At 70.6% G+C, this 15897-nt stretch carries 11 protein-coding genes; 5 read left to right on the forward strand and 6 right to left on the reverse strand.

The genetic code is table 11. From position 1 onward, the window contains the following. Nucleotides 1–6 precede the first annotated feature (6 nt). Nucleotides 7–936, reverse strand: coding sequence for an NADP-dependent oxidoreductase (locus AMK10_RS25320; protein WP_073750988.1), 930 nt, complete (start codon nucleotides 934–936; stop codon nucleotides 7–9). 133 nt (nucleotides 937–1069) lie between these two features. Here AMK10_RS25320 and AMK10_RS25325 point away from each other — a divergent pair, with 133 nt between their 5' ends. Further along, nucleotides 1070–2776 (forward strand): bifunctional 3'-5' exonuclease/DNA polymerase, encoded by a 1707-nt coding sequence (locus AMK10_RS25325; protein ID WP_073750270.1) that lies wholly within the window; start codon nucleotides 1070–1072, stop codon nucleotides 2774–2776. 90 nt (nucleotides 2777–2866) lie between these two features. Here AMK10_RS25325 and AMK10_RS25330 read toward each other — a convergent pair whose 3' ends face one another. Both AMK10_RS25330 and AMK10_RS25335 read right to left on the reverse strand, forming a co-directional pair. Beyond that, on the reverse strand, nucleotides 2867–3736 hold the full coding sequence (locus tag AMK10_RS25330; protein WP_073750271.1) for a dioxygenase family protein: 870 nt from the start codon (nucleotides 3734–3736) through the stop codon (nucleotides 2867–2869). An 85-nt stretch (nucleotides 3737–3821) separates the two neighbouring features. After that, complete coding sequence (locus AMK10_RS25335; protein WP_198959787.1) at nucleotides 3822–5189, reverse strand: carbohydrate-binding protein; 1368 nt, start codon at nucleotides 5187–5189, stop codon at nucleotides 3822–3824. Between the two features lie 253 nt (nucleotides 5190–5442). On the opposite strand from AMK10_RS25335, the gene AMK10_RS25340 reads away from it, so the two are divergent. Continuing rightward, a complete protein-coding gene (locus AMK10_RS25340; protein ID WP_073750272.1) occupies nucleotides 5443–6498 on the forward strand; it encodes a DUF2804 domain-containing protein in 1056 nt (351 codons plus the stop codon). Between the two features lie 37 nt (nucleotides 6499–6535). Further along, nucleotides 6536–7216 (forward strand): phosphotransferase, encoded by a 681-nt coding sequence (locus AMK10_RS25345; RefSeq protein ID WP_073750273.1) that lies wholly within the window; start codon nucleotides 6536–6538, stop codon nucleotides 7214–7216. Nucleotides 7217–7363: 147 nt separating this feature from the next. Here AMK10_RS25345 and AMK10_RS25350 read toward each other — a convergent pair whose 3' ends face one another. Both AMK10_RS25350 and AMK10_RS25355 read right to left on the reverse strand, forming a co-directional pair. Continuing rightward, nucleotides 7364–8008, reverse strand: coding sequence for a response regulator transcription factor (locus tag AMK10_RS25350; RefSeq protein WP_073750274.1), 645 nt, complete (start codon nucleotides 8006–8008; stop codon nucleotides 7364–7366). Between the two features lie 7 nt (nucleotides 8009–8015). Then, nucleotides 8016–9305: a sensor histidine kinase gene (locus AMK10_RS25355; protein WP_073750275.1), complete on the reverse strand. Its 1290-nt coding sequence runs from the start codon at nucleotides 9303–9305 to the stop codon at nucleotides 8016–8018. A gap of 134 nt (nucleotides 9306–9439) precedes the next feature. On the opposite strand from AMK10_RS25355, the gene AMK10_RS25360 reads away from it, so the two are divergent. Both AMK10_RS25360 and AMK10_RS25365 read left to right on the forward strand, forming a co-directional pair. Beyond that, the gene (locus AMK10_RS25360) at nucleotides 9440–10180 is read left to right on the forward strand and encodes an ABC transporter ATP-binding protein (protein ID WP_073750276.1); all 741 of its coding nucleotides are present in this window, start codon (nucleotides 9440–9442) and stop codon (nucleotides 10178–10180) included. Continuing rightward, nucleotides 10174–12684, forward strand: coding sequence for an ABC transporter permease (locus AMK10_RS25365; protein WP_073750277.1), 2511 nt, complete (start codon nucleotides 10174–10176; stop codon nucleotides 12682–12684). Before AMK10_RS25360 ends, AMK10_RS25365 begins: the two co-directional genes overlap by 7 nt. Nucleotides 12685–13310: 626 nt before the next feature. On the opposite strand, the gene AMK10_RS25370 is transcribed toward AMK10_RS25365, so the two are convergent. Next, nucleotides 13311–15863 carry an N-6 DNA methylase gene (locus tag AMK10_RS25370; protein ID WP_073750278.1) on the reverse strand — a complete coding sequence of 851 codons (2553 nt, stop codon included), beginning with the start codon at nucleotides 15861–15863 and terminating at the stop codon, nucleotides 13311–13313. Nucleotides 15864–15897: the final 34 nt, after the last annotated feature.

Genomic DNA, 15897 nt, shown 5'->3' on the forward strand with positions numbered 1-15897 from the left:
GGCGGGTCAGTGCTCCCCGGGGAGCAGGACGAGCTTGCCGCGCACGTGTCCGGCCTCGCTCAGCTCCTGGGCCTTCGCCGCCTCGCGGAGTGCGAACGTCCGTTCCACCGGGATGCGCAGGCCGCCCACGGCCGCCAGGTCCGCGTACTCCGCGAGCCGTCCGCCCTCGTCGGGGCTCTCCCCGCCGCCCGCCGAGAACGCCACGCCGTAGCGGGCCGCGTCCGGGTCGGCGATGGTGGAGATCCGGTCGGGGGTACCGCCGCGCAGCTCCACGGAGTCCTCCAGGGCGCCCTTTCCCGCGGCGTCGAACACCGCGTCCACGCCCTGCGGCGCGGCTTCCCGCACCCGTGCCACCAGCCCGTGCCCGTAGGCCACGGGCACCGCGCCGAGCACCCGCAGATAGTCGTGGTTGGCCGGTGACGCGGTCCCGACGACGGTCGCGCCCCTGGCCGTGGCCAGCTGGACGGCGGCGGAACCGACGGCTCCGGACGCCCCGTGCAGCAGGAGCGTCTCGCCCTCGGCCACCGCCAGTTCGTCGAGCACCCGGGCGGCGGTCGCCGTCGCGACCGGCAGCGCGGCGGCCTCGGCCCAGCCCAGGGCCTCCGGCTTGGGCGCCACGGAGCCCACGTCGGCGAGGACGTACTCCGCGTAGGCGCCGGTCGTACTCCGGCCGAGGACCTCGTCGCCGACCGCGAACTCCGTGACGCCCTCGCCCGTCTCGTCGACGACCCCCGCGAACTCGCTGCCGGGTGTGGCGGGCAGCGGCGTGGGGAACGCCGCCTCCATCCAGCCGTTGCGGATCTTGTAGTCGACCGGATTGACCCCGGCCGCCCTGACCGCCACCCGGATCTGCCCGGGTCCGGCGTGGACGTCGTCGACCTGGGCCCGGTGCAGCACACCGGGGCCGCCGAACTCCTCGTACACGATCGCTTCCATCACCGTCTCCTCCGCGTCGTCCTCGCCGCGTTCCGGTGCGCGCCGCGCGCCCCGCACTCCGATCCTCGCGGCAGCCGGGCGCGCCCGCCCGGTGAGCGGGGCCGCTGTCAGTGCCGGGTGCGAGACTCGGCCCATGACCGAACGTTGGGCTCTGGCCAGTGCGGAGGCCGGCGGCGCGCTCCTCGTGCCGCTGACCCGCGACGGCCTGCCCGCCGGTCCCGTCCTGTCCGAGCCCGACCTGGTGGAGTCCGTCCGCTCCCGCCCCGAGGTGTTCCGCTGGGTCTGGCGCTCGACCTCCGGGATCTATCCCCGGCTGCTCGCGGCGGGCGTCCGCGTCGAGCGGTGCTACGACATCGAGTGCGCCGAGCTGCTGCTCCTCGGCCACGAGGGACGGCTCGGGGAGCCCCGCTCGGCCGCTGCGGCCTGGGCCCGCCTGCGCAACGCCCCGGTGCCGCCCGATCCGCCGGCCCGCGCGGCCGAGCCCGGCTCCCAGTCCTCCCTCTTCGAGCCCCGCTCCGGCACCGACCTGCCGTTCGACGCGCTCCTCGAGGTGTACGCGGAGCAGCTGCGCCGCCACGGCCTGGCGGAGCACCCGGACCGGATGCTGCTGCTCACGGCCGCCGAATCGGCCGGCATGCTGGTCGCCGCCGAGATGAACGGAGCGGGCCTGCCCTGGCGGGCCGATGTGCACCGCGAGGTGCTCAGCGACCTGCTCGGCGAGCGTTACGCCGGTGGCGGCGAGCCCCGCCGGCTCGCCGAGGCCGCCGACGAGGTCTCGGCGGCCTTCGGCAGACGGGTCCGGCCGGATCTGCCGGCGGACGTCATCAAGGCGTTCGCGCAGGCCGGGATCAGGGTGAAGTCGACCCGCCGCTGGGAGCTGGAGGAGCTCGACCACCCGGCGGTGGAGCCCCTCGTCCGCTACAAGAAGCTGTACCGCGTGTGGACGGCCCACGGCTGGAGCTGGCTCCAGGACTGGGTGCGCGAGGGCCGCTTCCGCCCCGAGTACCAGCCGGGAGGCACGGTCAGCGGGCGCTGGACGACCAATGGCGGCGGGGCGCTCCAGATCCCCAAGGTGATACGCCAGGCGGTCGTCGCCGACCAGGGCTGGCGGCTGGTCGTGGCGGATGCCGACCAGATGGAGCCGCGTGTGCTGGCCGCGATCTCCCGCGACCGGGGGCTGATGGAGGTGGCCGGACACGACGGCGACCTCTACAAGGCCCTGTCCGACCGGGCGTTCCACGGCGACCGCGACCACGCCAAGCTCGCGCTCCTCGGCGCGATCTACGGGCAGACCTCCGGCGACGGCCTGAAGAACCTGGCGGCGCTGCGCCGGAGATTCCCGCATGCCGTGGCGTACGTCGACGACGCGGCGAAGGCCGGCGAGGAGGGCCGGCTCGTCCGCACCTGGCTGGGCCGGACGAGCCCGCCCGCCGTCGGCGCGGAGGAGGCGGGCGAGGCGGGCATCCCCCAGGAGAGCGAGGAGCCCGCCGCCGGGGAGGGCGCCGACACCTCCGGATTCACCCCGGGCTACGCCTCGTCGAACGCCCGGGCGCGGGGCCGGTTCACCCGCAATTTCGTGGTCCAGGGCAGCGCGGCGGACTGGGCGCTGCTGCTGCTCGCGGCACTGCGGCGGACGCTGGCGGCCGGGGGGATGCGGGCGGAGCTGGTGTTCTTCCAGCACGACGAGGTGATCGTGCACTGCCCGGCCGAGGAGGCGCCTTCGGTGGTGGAGGCGATCCGGGAGGCGGGTGAGCTGGCGGGGCGGGTCGCGTTCGGGGAGACGCCGGTGCGGTTTCCGTTCAGCACGGCGGTCGTGGAGCGCTATTCGGACGCCAAGTAGGCCGGCCGCCGGTCCGGGCGTCCCCGGGCCGGCGGCCGGATGCCCGGACCGGGAGGGCCTCCCGGTCCGGGCGCCGCCGCGTGCCCGCGTCTACCCGCGCTCCCACAGCGCGGGGACCAGCGGCGGTTCCCACCCGGCGATCGCCGAGTGCGCCTGGAGACAGCGGTAGGAGGCACCTTGGTAGGTCACCCGGTCACCGGCCCGGTAGGACGTGCCCGCCGCCCAGGTACCTCCGGCCGGCGGAGTGGTGGGGTCGGTGGGGTCCGGCTGCTGGGCGACGTCGAGCACGAAGTCGAAGGTGCCCTGCCGCCCGGACCCGGCGGTACGGACGTTCATCAGCAGCGCCGGATCGTAGAGGGCGTCGGTCGCGTTGCGCGGTTCGCCGGGGAAGTAGAGCTGTGTGGTCAGCACGGGGTGTCCGGGCGCCTGCGCCTTCACATGGATGTGGCGCGTCCGCCCGGGGTACAGCCCCGCCACCACCGTGGTGAGCGTGAAGGCACCGCCCGCGTCGGTGAACTGGTGGCCGCGGAAGGCGAACCCGCTCATGTCGTACGCCCCCGAGGCGTCCGCCTGCCAGAAGTCGAGCAGCACCCCCGGCAGGGGCTTGCAGGCCCTGCCGAACACATAGCCGCTGACGGTCAGCGGTGTGCCGGGGGTGCCCGGGGTCACCAGGCTGGTCCTGAGCGGTGAGGCCGGTTTGAAGTACGGGCCCTCCATCTGCTCCGGCGTCGGGTCGTCCCCGTCGTCGCAGGCCGGTGTGAGGGCCAGGGGCGCACCGCCGTGACCGGTGTCGCGGGCCAGGGCGATGCCCCCGCCCGCGATCAGGGGCACGGCACTCGCCGCGACCGCGGCCCGCAGAAGGTTCTTACGGCTGACGGGACGGCCGGGCGCACTGGCCTCGGAGGTACGGGGCGGGGTGCCGGCGGAGGGCTCCGGGGGCACGGCTGAACTCTCGGTCATGGCTGATTCCTCGGTCTGCTGGGGGTTCCTCGGTCTGCTGGGGACTGCTGCCGTCTCCTGGGACTGCCGGGCGCGGGGAGGCGCGTCAGATCCGCTGCCAGAGCGCCGGCACGTTCGGCGGCTGCCAGCCGGCCTGTGCCTGGTGGCCCTGGAGGCAGCGGTAGCTCGCGCCGCCGTACGTCACCACCGCACCCGCGGCGTACGTGGTCCCCGCGGCCCAGGTCCCGCCCGGCTCGGTCGGCGGGTCCGTCGGATCGGTGGGCGGGTCGGTCGGGGTACCGCTGGTGACGAGGGTCAGTCCGTAGGCGGCCAGCGCCGGGTTGACCGGCTGGTAGTACGTCGTACCGCCCTGGGAGCAGTTCCCGGAGCCGCCCGAGGTGACGCCCTGCGCCTGGCTGCCCGAGATGAACGAGCCTCCGGAGTCCCCGGGTTCGGCGCAGACGCTGGTGCGGGTCACGCCGGTGATGGTGCCCTCGGGGTAGGTGACGCTGCTGCCGTGCTGCTGGATCGTGCCGCAGTGCCAGCCCGTCGTGGAACCGGAGCGGCAGACCGAGGACCCGACCACCGCCTGGGTCGAACCGGCGACCGTCACATCGCCGTTGCCGTACCCGTTGACCAGGGCCCTCGGCGTCCAGTTGGCATTGGTGGCGACCCAGGCGTAGTCCCGGCCGGGGAAGGTGGAGCCCTGGAAGGAGCCCTGCGCCTGCTGGTTGACGCCGGTCGTGGTGACACCCGGGGTCCCGCAGTGCCCGGCGGTGACGAAGCCGTTCTGCGTGCCGCGCTTGACGGGGAACCCGATGGAGCAGCGGCCCGATCCGTTCATGTAGTACGCGTCGCCGCCGCGCAGATCGGCGTAGGCGCGGGGCTGTTCGGCCGAGCGGTCGACCCGTACCAGTTCACGGGGAACACCGGCGGCGGCGAGGAGGCCGTCGGCGGCGCCGGTGCGGGAGGCGTTCACCACGAGGCGGTTGGCGCTGATGTCGACGTACCAGGAGGGCACGTCCTCCGGGGCCTTCTTCCGTGCCACCGCGTCCAGGGACGCCTTGGCGGCTTCGAGGCGGTCCAGGCTGTGACCGACGACCTCGGCGCGGGCTCCGGCGCCGGTGATCCGGGCGATGTCGGCCCGGTCGGTGGTGGCGACGGTGAGCACCGCCGAGTCGCCGCTCACCCGGGCTCCGGCGAAGTCCGCACCGAGCGACTTCTCCAGCGCCGCCGCGACGGCCGCCGCACGGTACTCGCCGGCTATCCGGGCGCGGGCCTCGCCGGGGTCGAGGCCGAGGTCGCGCCGCATGGCCTCGATCAGCCCCGGTGAGAGCTGTTCGGCGGCAGGTGCGGTGCCGGCCGCCTGGCCGGCCGATGCGACACCGGTCAGTCCTGCGAGGGCCAGCGCGCCCACCGCCACGGCGGCTGCTCCCGCGGCGAAGGCGCGTCTGCGCAGCATGGTGGTCTCCACGTCACTCTCCTTGTGTTCGGGGGGCGTCGAACTGCGCGGGCTCGCTGGGAGCGAGGCCCGGCGGGGGTGGGGAACTGCCGAGAACGTAGCCGCGCCCGGCCCCGGCGCAGGAGATCCCGTCCGTCCCCTACCGCCGCGTTATGGGAGGTCCCATGAGGCCGTCCGGAGCCGCTTCCGCCCAGGTCAGGGAGGCTCACCCGGCACGCCCCGGGCCGTCCCCCGGCCGGGCACCGCACGGCTATAGGCTCCGGCCATGGCGACGCACGAGCACGAGATCACCGAGCCTGTCGACCTCTGCCTGCCGGACGGCACCCTGAATCCGGCGGCGGTCGGCTGGTCCAGGCAGCCGCTGCACCGCTCGAACCTGCGCGGCTGGGGGCGGACCAAGCGGTGGGAGTACTGGTGCGTGACCACTCCCACGCATCTGGTGGCGCTGACCGTGAGCGACCTCGACTTCCTGGCACTGAACTCGGTCTACGTTCTCGAATTCGGCCCCGGAGGACGCGAGTTCGAGTGCTCGTCGATCGTCCCCGCCGCCCGGGGCGTGCATCTCCCCGACACCGTCGCCGGGGCGCCGGGCTCCGAGGACGTGGTGGTCGGCCCCGCACGGCCGACGGGCGGCAAGGTCCGCCTGGAGATCCGCGACGAGAACGCCGGTACGAGGCTGCGGGCCCGCTGCCTGACCCCGGACCGGCTGCCGTTGGAGGTCGACATCCTGGTGGCACGGCCGGAGGACCACGAGTCGCTGTCGGTGGTCGTGCCCTGGAGCGACCAGCGCTTCCAGTACACCTCCAAGCACACCGCGCTCCCCGCCACCGGCCGGGTGCGGATCGGCCGCGAGATCCTGACGTTCGGCGGCAAGGCGCAGGACGCCTGGGCGGTGCTGGACCACGGCCGGGGACGCTGGCCGCGGAGCGTCGACTGGAACTGGGGCGCCGCGTCGGGGCGTACGGGCGGGCACACGGTCGGCCTCCAGTTCGGCGGGCGCTGGACCGAGGGCACCGGGTCCACCGAGAACGCCCTCTGCGTCGACGGCCGGCTCACCAAGATCGGCGAGGAGCTCGACTGGCGGTGGTCCACCTCGGACCCGCTGGCCCCGTGGACCATCCGGGCGCCCTCCTCCGGCCAGGTGGACCTGACGTTCACCCCCTTCCACAACCGGTCCGTCCACACGGACGCCGGGCTGATCGCCAACCGGACCGACCAGTGCTTCGGCCACTACATCGGCCGGATCCGCACCGACGAGGGCGACGAGATCGCCGTGGACCAGCTCCTGGGCTGGGCCGAGGACGTCCACATGCGCTGGTGACTCCCCCGCGCGGAACCGCGCGGGTAGGTTTCCCTCCATGCATATAGGCCCACTCCTGGGCTCGGGACGCACCGCCGACGTGTACGCGGTCGACGGCACCTGGGTCCTTCGCCGCTACCGCGACGACATCGACACCACCGGGGAACTGGCGGTCATGTCGTACCTCTCGGCCTCGGGCTTCCCGGTCCCCCGCATCGGACCGCCCGTGAAGGCGGCGCGGCGCACGGACCTGGTGATGCAGCGGCTGACCGGGCCGACCCTGGCGGACGCGCTGACGGAGGGCACGGTCACCGTGGCCGAGGGGGCGGACCTGCTGGCACGGCTGCTGCGGGAGCTGCACGCGATCCCCGCGCGGCTCTCCCAGGACCCCGACGACCGGATCGTGCACCTGGACCTGCACCCGGAGAACGTGATCCTGGCTGCGGAGGGCGCCATGGTGATCGACTGGCTGACGGCCTCCGAGGGACCGCCGGCGCTGGACCGGGCCATGTCCTCGCTGATCCTGGCGCAGGTGTCCCTCGCCCTCTCGTCCGCCTCCGGGGCTCAGGTGCGGGACCTCCTGGCGGCGCTGCTCTCGGAGTTCGCCGACGACGGCGGTGTACCCGCGGCCTCCCTCGACCGGGTCACCGCCCTGCGGGCGGCCGATCCCGGGCTCACGGAACGGGAGAGGGCGGTGCTGGAGGAGGCGGCGGAGCTGGTCGCGTCACTGGCGGGCTGACTGCCGCTCCGGCGTCCGGTCCGGTGGTGGGTCCACTCCCGGATACGGGCGGCCCGCACCCGGTGGGTCCGCTCCCGGATACGGGCGGCCCGGCGGCCCGCACCCGGGGAGCACACCTGGTGCGGCCGGCCCGGCAGCCCGGCCCGTTCACTTCCGCAGATACGCCAGCACGGCGAGCACCCGGCGGTTCGTCGCGTCCGTCAGCGAGAGGTCGAGCTTGGTGAGGATCGAGCCGAAGTGCTTGCTGACCGTGCCCTCGCTGACCGTCAGCGCCTCGGCGACGGAGGCGTTCGACCGGCCCTCCGCCATCAGGGCCAGCACCTCCTGCTCGCGCGCCGTCAGCCGCGACAGCGGATCGCGGCGATGCCTGAGCAGCTGGCGCACCACCTCCGGGTCGACGACGGTGCCCCCTTCGGCGACCCGCCGGAGCGCGTCGACGAACTCCTCGACCTTCCCGACGCGTTCCTTGAGCAGATAGCCCACGCCCGTACCGTCGCAGGAGTCGAGCAACTCCTCGGCGTACGCCCGCTGGACGTACTGGCTGAGGACCAGGACGGGCAGCCCTGGCCGGGCCTCGCGCAGGGCGACGGCCGCCCGTAGCCCCTCGTCGGAGAAGCCGGGCGGCATCCGTACGTCCGTCACCACGATGTCCGGGCCGTGTTCGGCCACGGCGGCGGTGAGCTCCTCGGCGCTGCCGACACCCGCGACCACCTGGTGACCGAACCTCTCCAGCAGGCCGACGAGGCCCTCCCTCAGGAGCACGCTGTCCTCGGCCAGCACGATGCGCAGCATCAATCCCTCATTCGACCAGATGAGCAGGGACCCTGGGCACGTCGAGCCGGAGCACGGTCGGCCCGCCGGGCGGGCTGGACAGTAGCAGCCGGCCGTCCAGCACGGAGAGCCGGTCGGCGACCCCCTGGAGCCCGGTGCCTCCGGCCGTCGCCGCACCGCCGTCCCCGTCGTCCCGTACCTCGACGGTCAGCCGCGCACCGTCCACCCGGCCCGTGACCCGCGCCCGGCCCGCCCCGCTGTGCTTCGCCACATTGGCGAGCGCCTCGCAGACGGCGAAGTACACGGCGGTCTCGACCGGTTGCGGAAGCCGTTCCGGCAGGTCCAGCTCCACGTCGACCGGCACGGCGGAGCGGTCGGCTATGTCCTCGACCGCCGCGGCCAGGCCGCGGTCGGTGAGCACCTGGGGGTGGATGCCCCGGATGAGTTCCCTGATCTCCACGAGGGCCTCGCCCGCCTCCTCGTGCGCCTTGGCCAGGAGGCCGCCCAGCGGCTCGGCCGGGCTCTCCAGCCGGGCCAGACCGAGCGTCATGGAGAGGGCGACGAGCCGCTGCTGCGCCCCGTCGTGCAGATCGCGTTCGATCCGGCGGCGCTCCGCCTCGAAGGCGTCCACCAGCCTCATCCGGGAGCGTCCCAACTCCTGGATACGGGCGTCGACTCCACCGGTGTCGGGCGACAGCAGCGCCCTGGTCAGCGCCGCGCGCGCCACCGCGGCCCATCCGAGCGGATAGGCGGACAGCGGCAGCAGCGCGAGCCCGAGCAGCGCGGCGGCGAAGGCCCCCGGATACGACTCGGCCAGATAGAGCTTCAGCACCCGCACCTCCTCCCCTCCGGTCACGGCCGCCATGACCAGCGGCGTGGCCAACAGCCCGCCGCAGAGGGCCAGTACGCCTCCGGCGAGGAGCCCTTCCAGGGGCCAGAGCACCACGGCGAACAGCAGCGCGTAACCGAACTCCCGCCAGGTGGCCTGCTCCCGCAGCCGGGTCCGCAGCCACGCCGTCAGCCCCGCGCGCTCCGGGGCCCTGTGCGGATCGCCGAGGGGCCCGGGGTCGATCAGCCGCAGCCTGCGCCGCTCCACGGCCGCCACCGGGACGCCGATCAGAGCGAGCGTCAACAGGAGCGGCAGACCGACGAGTACGAGGGTGAGGGCGCCGCCGACAGTCGCCAGCAGCAGCACGGCCACGAGGACGGCCAGCCCGGCCGGGACGCTGCTCAGCAGGTACAGCGCCGCGCGCCACGGCCAGCCGCCGAGGAGATATCGGCGGCGCACGAGGGCCTGCCGCAGGGTGAGAGGGCTCATGGCCCGCACGGTAGACAGCCCGGGCCGGGGACCACCACCCAGTGGGCGGGGGGACGGGGGTGGAGGTAGCTCCACCCTGAGGACTCCTCCTCGCTGCGATGTGGGCGCGGGGCGCCGCCGGTTGAGTGGTGGCCATGAATCAGCCACCCTCAGCCGTACGCCTCTCCACCGTCACCAGGTCCTTCGGCAAGGGCCCGGAAGCGGTCACCGCCCTCGACGGCGTCAGCCTTGCCATCCCCCAGGGCTCCTTCACCGCGATCATGGGGCCGTCCGGCTCGGGGAAGTCGACGCTCCTCCAGTGCACGGCCGGGCTCGACCGGCCCACCTCCGGCCGGGTGTTCCTCGGCGACACCGACCTCACACGCCTCAGCGAGCGCAGGCTGACACTGCTGCGCCGCGAGCGGATCGGATTCGTCTTCCAGGCCTTCAATCTGCTGCCCGCCCTCACCGCCGAGCAGAACGTGGCGCTGCCGCTCCGCCTGGCGGGACGCGGCCCCCGGCGCGCGGAGGTGCGCGAGGTGCTGGAGCGGGTCGGCCTGGGGTCCCGGGCCGGTCACCGGCCCACCGAGCTGTCCGGGGGCCAGCAGCAACGCGTGGCCCTGGCCCGCGCGTTGGTCACCCGGCCCGAGGTGCTCTTCGGTGACGAGCCGACCGGAGCACTCGACTCCCGTACGGGCCGGGAGGTGCTGGAGCTGCTGCGGTCGATGGCCGACGGCGGCCAGACCGTGATCATGGTGACGCACGACCCGGTGGCGGCCTCCTACGCGGACCGGGTGGTGTTCCTGGCCGACGGATCGATACGGGACGAGCTGCGCGACCCGGCCGCCGAGCAGATCGCGGCGCGCATGACCGCCCTGGCGGTGGTCCCGTGCTGACGTCCGCCCTGTCCTCGATGCGGACCCGCTGGGTCACCTTCATCGGCTCGTTCGTCGCGCTCGCCCTGGGCGTCGGGCTGATCGCCATGACGGGTCTGGCTCTGGCGGCCACGTTCGACGCGCCGGAGCGCACGCCGGAACGCTTCGCCGCCGCGCCCGTCGTGGTGGCACCGTCTGACACCCTGCGGGTCGCCACGCCCGTCGGGGAGCGTACGGCCCGGCTCACCGATCCCCGTCCCGTCCCGGCGGACCTCGCCGCCCGGCTCGCGGCCCTGGGGCGTACCGCCGAGGACCGTGCGTTCCGCGTGGACCTGCCCGGCGGGACGGCCGTCGGGCACCCCTGGTCGATCTCTTCCGCCACCCCGTACCGCCTCGTATCGGGCCGCGCTCCGGGCGCGTCCGACGAGATCGTGGTGACGGCGGGCACGACCGCCGGCGACGGCAGGGAAACGGGCAGCACCGGCTCGCGGTTGCGCACCGGCGACCGGGTCCGGATCACGACCCCCGGCACTCCCTCGGGGACGGGGACCCGGACGGTCGTCGGCACCGTGGCGGACGCGGGCTTCGAGACGGCGGTGTTCTTCAGCGACGCGGAGGCGGCCCGTATCCACCCGGCCGTCGACGCGGTGGCCGTGCACGCCGACGCCGACGCCGTACGGGCCCTGACCTCGCCGGTCCCCGGGATGAGCGTCCTGACCGGCGACAGCCGGCACCGGGCCGACCCCGATCCCGACCGGGACAGCGAGGCGCTGACCGCGGTCAACGCCATGCTCGGCACGGCGGCGGGCATCACCGGCTTCGTCTCGGTCTTCGTCGTCGCCTCGACGTTCTCCTACGCCGTCGCCCAGCGCAGAAGGGAGTTCGGCCTGCTCCGCACGGCGGGCGCCACCCCGGGCCAGGTGCGGCGCACGGTCGTCGCCGAGGCGCTCGTGATCGGCGTACTTGCCTCCGCCGCCGGCTGTCTGCTGGGCCGGGCAGCCGCGCCCCTGCTGGCGGCAGAGCTCGTCGACCAGGGCTTCGCCCCCGCGTGGTTCGCCGTCGGCGACGCGACCTGGCCCCTGCACACCGCCTTCTGGACGGGCCTGGTCGTGGCACTCGCCGGCGTGGCGGCGGCCTCCCACCGGGCGGGCGGCATCCGGCCCGTGGAGGCGCTCCGCGACGCGGCCGTGGACGAGGGCCGGATGCCCTTGAGCCGTGTCCTGCTGGGAGCCGCCGTCCTGCTGACCGGTCTCGGGCTGCTCGGCTGGTCCCTGCTGACCGACCCCGGGGACGTACTCAAGCGGAAGACGTACATCCTTCAGCCGATGTGGCTCATCGTCGGCTTCGCGCTGCTCGCGCCTCTGCTCGCCCGCCCGCTCACCCGCCTGCTCGGCCGGCTGCCCGCCCGGCTTCCGGGCGCCATCGGCCTGTTGGCCCGGGAGAACGCGTCGGCCGCCATCCGGCGCACCTCGGCCGTCGCCGCACCCGTCCTGATCACCGTCGCTCTGGCGGGCTCGCTCCTGGGCACCGTGGCCACGCTCGCCGAGGCCAAGTCCAGCGAGGTGGCGGCGGTTTCGTCCGGCGCCGACTACATCGCGGGCGGCGACGGCCCGCTCGACCCGCGCTTCCTCCAGCGCGTGAGGAACATCCCCGGCACGGTGACCGGCGCCTCCAGCACCACCGGGATCACCGTCCTGGAGGAGGGCACCGCGCTCATCTCCTCGGAGGCGAGGGCGGCGGAACCGGCCGCACTCGCCGCGACCACGCACCTGCCCCTCGTGGCCGGGAGCCTGGACCGTCTGGACGACGACTCCATCGTCGTCAACGAGGAATGGGAGACACACACGGTCGGCGAACGCGTCCACGTCTGGCTGGGCGACGGCCGCGAGGCCTCCCTCAGGATCGCGGCCGTGCTGCGGACCGGAACCGGAAGCAACGGGGTGTACGTGACCCCGGCGAACGCGTCCGGCGCCCCCGTCGACCGCGTCGGAATCACCCTCCGGGACGACGCGGACGCCTCGGCCGTACGCACCCTCCTGGAGAAGGCCGGACGCGACACGGACACCCGGGTCCTGACGGCGGACGCCTGGGTCGCGGCGCACCACCCGCACACCGGCGGCAACACCCGCGCGGGCCTGCTGCTCATCCTGGGCATCGCCCTGCTGTACACGGGCATCGCCCTCGCGAACACCCTGGTCATGGCCACCTCGGACCGGGCAAGGGACCTGGCGGCACTCCGCCTCACCGGAGCCACGAAGCCCCAGGTCCTGCGACTGGTGGCGGCCGAGACCCTGCTGGTGGTCACCGTGGGCGCGCTCCTGGGAGCGGCGGTGGCGGGCCTGAACCTGCTGGGTGTGAAGGCCGCCCTGTCCCTGCTCTCGGTGAGTTCCCCGCTCGCCGTCCCCTGGCCGGCCCTCGGCACGGTACTGACCGCCTGCGCGGCACTGGCCACCGTCGCCGCCGTACTGCCCGCCCTCGCGGCCCTGCGCACACGACCGGTGGAGCTGGTGGGCGCCCGCGAATGAGGCGGAGGCGGCGGGCGGGCCTGTCGCGACGGACGGGGCCCGTTGCCGAAGGCCCGTCACCGGCCGCGGAAAAAGCAAAAGCCCCAGGTCACGGCGAGTGAGTCCTGAGGCTTAAGCGGAGCCGCCTTCGGGATTCGAACCCGAGACCTACGCATTACGAGGGCCTGCATGATCGTGACGGGCGGTGCTGGACAGCGCCACCGGATCCCCTTTCGGCTGATCAGAGGCTTGAGGCCGTAACCAATATGCCGCCTGGCCCGCGCCCGTACCACCCAGTCCGCTCACGCAGCGCTCACGCAATCAGACCACCTGACGACCGCAGACCCGCCAGTCTCCATTGCCGCCAGAAGCGCGCCCCGTAGAAGGCATCGCCCCCTTGGCCCGGCTCCGGGGTGAGCTGTGGTCGGAGTGCCTCTGGAAGCAACAACCAACCGAGCTGTGCCGACCGCTGCCGACGTGGTGGCCTGGCCGCCACAAGATAGGGCGACACGGTGGTCCGCCGAAGTCATCGGCGGACCACCAGATGAAACTGAGATGACACGCCAGCTTTTAGCGGAAGAGATAGCGCGCGAATTGACACTATTGCAGATAGTGTCAACGACTAAAAACCTCCGCTCCTCTCTACCTCAGGACCGGCCGATGACGAGAAAATCGTAATCTACATCCGGGTCCAGTGAACCGTGCGGGGCGACCATCATGACGGCCTTCCGAGCGGCAAGCTTTGCCTGCGTTCGCCCATCGACGGCGCTGGTGACGGAGTTGACAATATCTTCCCTGTCACTGGATTTATTGGGGATAGGGAGAACCAACTCTCGCCAGCGACCACCCAGAGTGTCGATGATGTCCTGAGTAAATCTCTTTGCCCAGATCTGTTCCTTGACAATGGGCGAAGAGAACAGAGCGAGAAGCAGCTTCGGATTCATTCGCTCGTGATCACGCGACTTGAACTTCAGGATGTGACTCTGATAGAGGATCTTGGAATCCAATTTCGTGACGATAGCGCACGTACCTACGAGGTAAGTACCATCGCGCACCATGAGAATATCGTCGACCTCTACGTTCTGCCGGTCGTTATAGGTTTTATAGATTCCTTCGCTTACGCCATGCTTGGGGTCACCCTTGATTTCCCAATTCGCAATATCCGACGTGCGAATAAAAGGAATGGTACCGGTGCCATAAGCCAGCTTGCCCACCTCGTGACCAGTACCGACCTCAATCACGCCCTCGTCGGCCAAATCGCCGAGTGTGATCAGCTCATGAGTGTCAGACAGCGCATCCAGCCGTTGCTTGAGCTCGGGGTTGTAGTACTTGGGGAGGTAAATATTCTCCTGAATCTCGCTTGCGTTTACGGTGAAGCCTAGGTGGTCGAACTCGAGAGGCTCTTCTTCATTAAATCGCCTAAGCCGAGAGGTGATTTCAGGAAGATCATCGTGCGGGATCTCGTGACCTCGCGAGTCATGACCGCACCACTTCGCCAGCGCCATAAAGACCGGATAGTCCTCGGGTCGCGAGCCTACTTGAGGATTCTTTTCAATGAGAACCACGGCCGTCTTGGCGTGCGTATAAGGCTGGAAAAGCTCTTCCGGCATCGTAATGACTGCGCGAATCATTGCGCGAGAAAGGATATAAGACACGATGAAACGATGCGAAGGGTTGCAGAGCATAGACTCTGGGATGACGATTCCCATACGTCCGCCAGGCTTAAGCAGGTTGAGACACTTCTCGATGAATAGGATCTGCGGAGCCTGTCCATCGCTCAGCTTTGCAGTCTGCTGATACTCACCGGCTTCCAGCTTCCACTTGTGCGCCAGGCTGTAGTTACGCAGGGTGCCAGCGTCAGAAACCTTAAGCTTCTTACCAAACGGTGGATTAGTTAGAATGGCGTCAAAATATCCATCCCGCACTTCCTCAGCGCATTTTGCATGCCACTGATCAGAAGGCGCTAGCGAGTTCTCACAGAAGACACCGCCACGCCCGTCCCCAAGTACCGCCATATAAGCCTTTGCAACTTTGGCGAGGAATGAGTCCTTATCGATTCCGCGAATGTTGCGGATCGCGACGTTTTGCTTATCGGCGTCGAGTTCACGAGACGGCCAGTGGAGGCGCTTAGCCTCGTTCTCGACCTCTACCCACATTCGGCGAAGTGACTCAACGAGGAAGCCGCCAGAGCCGCACGCAGGGTCGACGACCTTATCTTTCTTTGTGAGTTGGACCATTTCGGCGACCAACTGCACGACATTCCGTGGTGTGAAGAACTGCCCTTGAGCGCCCTTTAGCGAGGGGCCGATGAACGTTTCAAAGGCATCTGCCACAGCGTCGCGGTCAGAATCCATGAGTGAGTACGGCTGAAGCTCTCCTATGACATACGCGAGAGACGCATCATCGAGAGAGATGGAATCTCCCTCATCAAAAACGTCATCGTAACGCTGAACAACCTCGGTAAATAGATCTCGAACTCGCTGCGCTACGTCAGCGTCATTCTCGTCAATGCCAGCACGCAGACGAACTTTTTCCTTGGGAGCAGTGAAGCGCTCATCGTAGATCTTACAAAAGATCACATTGATGATCTGCTGCGCAAGAGCCTCATCGCGCGTCATGCCAACAGCATTAGCCGCCAGATAGTTGCGAACGGCGCGGAATGTAGAACGGAGATTATGGGTTGGCCTCAATGATTCCCGCGCATAAAGACCAATGTCTTCAACCCGCTCCCCATAGCGGGGGAGGTTCGGAATCCTCTCGAAACTTACAGTGCCTCGACGTTCGATCTTTCGAAGAAAGAGACGCTCATCCCCGTTGAACCAAACCCCTAGCTCTGCGCGCGACAGGCGCATGTAATCTTCAAGCTGATCCCTGCCGTCTTTGCGCTTCTTCTTCTTGCACTCGACAACAATTTTCAGCGCTTCATCTGCGTGTGTTGCAGAATCAAATACCGCGATATCTACCGGATAGGAGCGCCGGGTATCCGAGGGGCTAGACTTCACATGCCACTGTGGCCGGGTACGAATGTGACTCTTCGGATATCCGTAGTCCTCCACGAGTGCCTTGGCAAACGGCTGAACCGCCTCCCGCTCCTCGGGAGTAGCTGCAATATCTCGGCCGGAGATGTAATCGACTAGCCGGTCCGAGTCTGCCGATACCAAAGCGGTCTCTGCTTCGACAGCTTCAAGCTGGTCTGTCACGCTCGTGCTCCTCGGACTACATGCACCCTGCAGG

The sequence above is a fragment of the Streptomyces sp. CB02058 genome, from assembly GCF_001905505.1.
In the GTDB taxonomy this organism is placed as follows: Bacteria; Actinomycetota; Actinomycetes; order Streptomycetales; family Streptomycetaceae; genus Streptomyces.

Bases quoted from the DNA above. Each gene is read 5' to 3' on its own strand.
- AMK10_RS25320 (WP_073750988.1), bottom strand. From the start codon at position 936: ATGGAAGCGATCGTGTACGAGGAGTTCGGCGGCCCCGGTGTGCTGCAC.
- AMK10_RS25325 (WP_073750270.1), top strand. From the start codon at position 1,070: ATGACCGAACGTTGGGCTCTGGCCAGTGCGGAGGCCGGCGGCGCGCTC.
- AMK10_RS25330 (WP_073750271.1), bottom strand. From the start codon at position 3,736: ATGACCGAGAGTTCAGCCGTGCCCCCGGAGCCCTCCGCCGGCACCCCG.
- AMK10_RS25340 (WP_073750272.1), top strand. From the start codon at position 5,443: ATGGCGACGCACGAGCACGAGATCACCGAGCCTGTCGACCTCTGCCTG.
- AMK10_RS25345 (WP_073750273.1), top strand. From the start codon at position 6,536: ATGCATATAGGCCCACTCCTGGGCTCGGGACGCACCGCCGACGTGTAC.
- AMK10_RS25350 (WP_073750274.1), bottom strand. From the start codon at position 8,008: ATGCTGCGCATCGTGCTGGCCGAGGACAGCGTGCTCCTGAGGGAGGGC.
- AMK10_RS25355 (WP_073750275.1), bottom strand. From the start codon at position 9,305: ATGAGCCCTCTCACCCTGCGGCAGGCCCTCGTGCGCCGCCGATATCTC.
- AMK10_RS25360 (WP_073750276.1), top strand. From the start codon at position 9,440: ATGAATCAGCCACCCTCAGCCGTACGCCTCTCCACCGTCACCAGGTCC.